Origin of the sequence: Actinomadura logoneensis, from assembly GCF_003428695.1 — a bacterium.
Taxonomy (GTDB): domain Bacteria; phylum Actinomycetota; class Actinomycetes; order Streptosporangiales; family Streptosporangiaceae; genus Spirillospora; species Spirillospora logoneensis.
In genome coordinates this window covers 1-4,449 of record NZ_QURH01000812.1, presented here as the reverse complement: position 1 = coordinate 4,449, position 4,449 = coordinate 1, and the positions used below count along the sequence as shown (strand labels likewise).

Genomic DNA, 4,449 nt, shown 5'->3' with positions numbered 1-4,449 from the left:
GGTCGGACGGGGCGTCCGTGCCGGGCCGGGCGTCCCCGGCCGCGCCGGAGGTGTGGGCGTGCCCCGCGCCGTGCCCCGCGCCGTGTCCGTGGCCCGCACCGTGCCCGGGGATGGCCACTCCCGCCGCCGAGCCGGACCGCGCCACCGGGGAGATCGGCAGCAGCGTGCGGCGGTCGCGCGGCTGGTGGGCCTGGTGCCGGCGGCCCGCCATCACGTCGTCCAGCCGGTCGCCGATGCCCGCGTAGTCGTCGAAGCTCAGCACCGCGTCGGCCTCGGGCAGCGCCTGGGCCAGCTCGGCGCCGTACCGCTCGGCCATGCACCCGGCCGCGACGACCTTCGCGCCGGAGTCCTTGGCGGCGAGCAGGGTGTCGATGGAGTCCTTCTTGGCCGCGTCGATGAACCCGCAGGTGTTCACCACGACCACGTCGGCGCCGTCGGAGCTGTCGGTGAGGTCCCAGCCCGCGCCCTCGATCCGGGCGGCGAGCTCTTCGGAGTCGACCTCGTTCCGGGCGCAGCCGAGCGTGACGAGAGAGACCTTGCGGCTAGTGGACATGTATCCAAAGGTAATGGGCTCCGGGGCCTCGCCGGACCACGGGGAGCACCATGGCGCCCGTGTGGCACGCCCTCCCGGCCGAGGGCGCCTTCGACTCCGACGCCCTGACGTCAGGCGGGACGTCAGGCGGACCCGGCGTCCTCGGGCTTGGGGTCGGACGGGGTGAACTTCAGCGTCACCACCCGCCCGGTCTTGCCGGCCTTGCCGATGTCCTGGCCGTTCACCGTCAGCCGGACGCCACCGCCGTCCCCGACCACGATCCTGATCACCTTGTGGGCGGACCAGTGCTTGCTGTCCCCCTCCTGGACGACGCCGGCGAACAGCGGCCTCCCCTTGTCACCCCGGACCTGCACCCAGGTGGAGCGGCGGGCCTTGAGCTTGATCTGGACGCCCTTGTGCGGCGTGGCGCTGGGCGTCGGGGAGGCCGGGGTCGGATCCGGCGCGGCCGTGCCCGCGCCGACCGGCGTGCCCGCGACCTGCTGGGCGGTGTGGTGCTCGCCGCCGCCGCGGCTCAGCACCTGGAAGACCCCGTAGCCGATCACCAGGACCAGCGCGACGGCCATCGCGGCCGTCCAGTTCGGGGAGCGCCGCCCGCGCAGCGGCACCTGCTGGTCGGCCTCGAAGACCGACGCCGTGGCGGACGCGGGCTGCGGCGCCCCGCCGTGCGCCTCGTCGAACTGCTGGACGAGCGGCTCGGGGTCGATGCCGATCACCCGCGCGACGCTCCGGATGTGCCCGCGGGCGTAGAAGTTGCCGCCGCACGCGGTGAAGTCGTCGTGCTCCATCCCGCGGACGACCGACTCCCGGATCCGGGTGCGCAGGCTCACCTGGGTGATGGTCAGTCCGGCCCGCTCGCGCTCTCTCGCCAAGGTCTCACCGATGCTCAACGCGAGCCTCCCTCAGAGCGCAACCTTCAGGCGACCGACCCCCACGCCGGAGATTCCCAGTCTAGGAACCCCCGCGCCCAAGGGGCGATAGTCAACACATGGGAAACGGGGCAAGATTCCGCATCAATCCGTCCATGGTCCGGCCATCGGCCGCCACCCTTCACGGCGGCACCTACCCCGGCGCGAGTGGATCATGCATCATGGCCCTGAACAGGGCGGAAGTCTCCGTCCGGACGGTGCGACCGGAACCCGTCCCGCCGTCCCCGGACGCCCCGGGCCGAGGACCGCCGACGACCGTTCCGCGCGTGCCGCCACCCACCGTCCGAGCGTGATCGCAAGGCGTGACGTGGCGCGCCAGGGGACCAGCGCGACAAGGGACACGGCCGACTCCGGATCGACGAACGCGCGGGCGGACGCCGGTGTCAGGAGCCGCCACCGCGGACGTCGGCGAGGACCCCGGCCAGCTCGTCCGGCTTCACCAGGACGTCGCGGGCCTTCGACCCCTCGCTCGGCCCCACGATGTCGCGGCTCTCCATGAGGTCCATCAGCCGGCCCGCCTTGGCGAACCCGACGCGCAGCTTGCGCTGCAGCATGGACGTCGACCCGAACTGGGTGGTCACGACGAGCTCGATGGCCTGGACCAGCAGGTCCATGTCGTCGCCGATCTCCTCGTCGATCTCCTTCTTCGGCCCCGCGGCGGCGCCGACGTCCTCGCGGTAGTGCGCCTCCATCTGCGCCTTGCAGTGCGCGACGATCGCGTGGATCTCCTTCTCGGAGACGTAGGCGTTCTGCAGCCGCATGGGCTTGCTCGCGCCCATCGGCAGGAACAGCGCGTCGCCCTGCCCGACCAGCTTCTCCGCGCCGGGCTGGTCGAGGATGACCCGGCTGTCGGCGAGCGAGGACGTCGCGAACGCCAGCCGGGACGGCACGTTCGCCTTGATCAGGCCGGTCACCACGTCCACCGAGGGCCGCTGCGTCGCCAGCACCAGGTGGATGCCGGCGGCGCGGGCGAGCTGGGTGATCCGGACGACCGAGTCCTCGACGTCGCGGGGGGCGACCATCATCAGGTCGGCCAGCTCGTCGACGATCACCAGCATGTACGGGTAGGGCGTGTAGACCCGCTCGCTGCCGGGCGGCGCGGTGAGCTTGCCCGCGCGGACCGCCTTGTTGAAGTCGTCCACATGCCGGAACCCGGACGCGGCGAGGTCGTCGTAGCGGCGGTCCATCTCGCCGACGACCCACTCCAGGGCCTCGGCGGCCTTCTTCGGGTTGGTGATGATCGGCGTGATCAGGTGCGGGATGCCCTGGTACATGGTCAGCTCGACCCGCTTGGGGTCGACCAGGATCATCCGGACCTCGTCCGGCGTCGCCCGCATCATGACCGAGGTGATCAGGCCGTTGATGCAGGTGGACTTGCCCGCGCCGGTCGCGCCCGCGATGAGGATGTGCGGCATCTTCGCCAGGTTCGCCACCACCGTGCGGCCCTCGACGTCCTTGCCGAGGCCGACGATCATCGGGTGGTGCTCGTTGGTCGCGGCGGGCGAGCGCAGCACGTCGCCGAGGCTGACGATGTCCTTGTCCACGTTCGGGATCTCGACGCCGATCGCGGACTTGCCGGGGATCGGGGAGATGATCCGGACGTCGGGCGACTTCACCGCGTAGGCGATGTTCTTGGTCAGCGCGGTGATCTTCTCGACCTTGACCGCCGGGCCGAGCTCGATCTCGTAGCGGGTGATCGTCGGCCCCCGGGTGAACCCGGTGACCTGCGCGTCGATGTTGAACTGCTCCAGAACCTCGGTGAGCGAGGCGACCACGGCGTCGTTGGCCTTGGTGCGCGGCTTGGCCACGCTGCCGGGCCGGAGCGCCGCGGGGTCGGGCAGCTCGTAGATCTCGCCGGACGAGCTCAGCGGCAGCTGCTCGGTGCGGGACGGGCCGGGCGTCGGGTCGGGGACGTCGTGACCGGGCGCGGGCGCGTCCACCAGGATGTCGGTGGGCAGGTCCGGGACGCCGGGCGCGGGCTCCTCGGCCGCGGGCTGCGGGACGTCGTCCACGCCGAGCGGGTCCGGGCCGAACAGCTCGTCGGCGAGGTCTCCCCCACCGGCGCCGCCGCCCTTGCCCTTCTTGCCCTTCTTGCCGGACGCGGCGGACGACTCGTCCAGGACGGGCGTGTCGTACGGCCGGGAGTGCTCCCCGACCTCCAGCTCGCCGTCGCTCTCGTCGTCGTCCTTCTTCTTGCGGCGCCGCTTGGGCTTGGTGTCGTCGTCGGCGGCCGTGTCGGACGGACGCGTCGGACGGCCCTGGAGCGTCGCGACCGCCCACAGCTCGGCCAGCCGGTCGGGGACGCGGGCGATCGGCGTCGCGGTGACCACCAGCAGCCCGAACCCGGCCAGCAGCAGGAGCAGCGGCACCGCCACCCAGCCCGACAGCGTCGCCCGCAGCGGCGCGGCGACCAGCCAGCCGATCACGCCGCCCGCGCCGCGCACCCCGGTCATGTCGTTCGCCGGGGTCGGGCCGCCGGAGGCGACGTGGATGATGCCGAGCACGCCGACACCGAGCGCGGTCATGCCGATGACGACGCGTCCGGTGTCCTCGTTGTGCTCGGGATGCCGCAGGGTGCGCCAGGCCAGCGCGGCGAGCACGACGGGAAGCGCCATCGCGAGCACGCCGAGCGCCCCGCGCACCACCCGTTCGATCGCGACGGTGACCACGCCCTCGGGCGTCCACCACAGCACGGAGGCGAGCACGATCGCCGCGCCGAGCAGGGCGAGGCCGAGCCCGTCGCGGCGGTGCTGCTCGTCGAGGTCGCGCGCGCCGTTGCCGTACGCCCGGAACACCGACCCGACCGCGACGGCGGCCAGGTGGTAGAGCTTGAACAGGAGTTTGAAGAAACCGAGGACGAGCTGGGGGATCGGGTCGGGCTGGCTCGGCTGCCTGCGCGCGGGGGCGCGGCCCTTCGCACCGCCGGCCCTGCCGCCGCCGGAGCGCGCTCCGGCCGCCTGCGCGGGCTTG

Annotated in this window: 2 protein-coding genes and 1 pseudogene; all 3 read right to left on the bottom strand. The window is 72.8% G+C overall.

Annotated elements, in window-relative coordinates; genetic code table 11:
* Positions 1-553, bottom strand: a pseudogene (locus DZF91_RS27920) (hypothetical protein); the annotation flags it as partial.
* A gap of 122 nt (positions 554-675) precedes the next feature.
* A complete protein-coding gene (locus tag DZF91_RS27915) occupies positions 676-1,440 on the bottom strand; it encodes a helix-turn-helix domain-containing protein (RefSeq protein WP_117360113.1) in 765 nt (254 codons plus the stop codon).
* A 422-nt stretch (positions 1,441-1,862) separates the two neighbouring features.
* On the bottom strand, positions 1,863-4,449 hold a 2,587-nt coding region (locus tag DZF91_RS27910), incomplete at its 5' end, for an FtsK/SpoIIIE family DNA translocase (protein ID WP_407920946.1).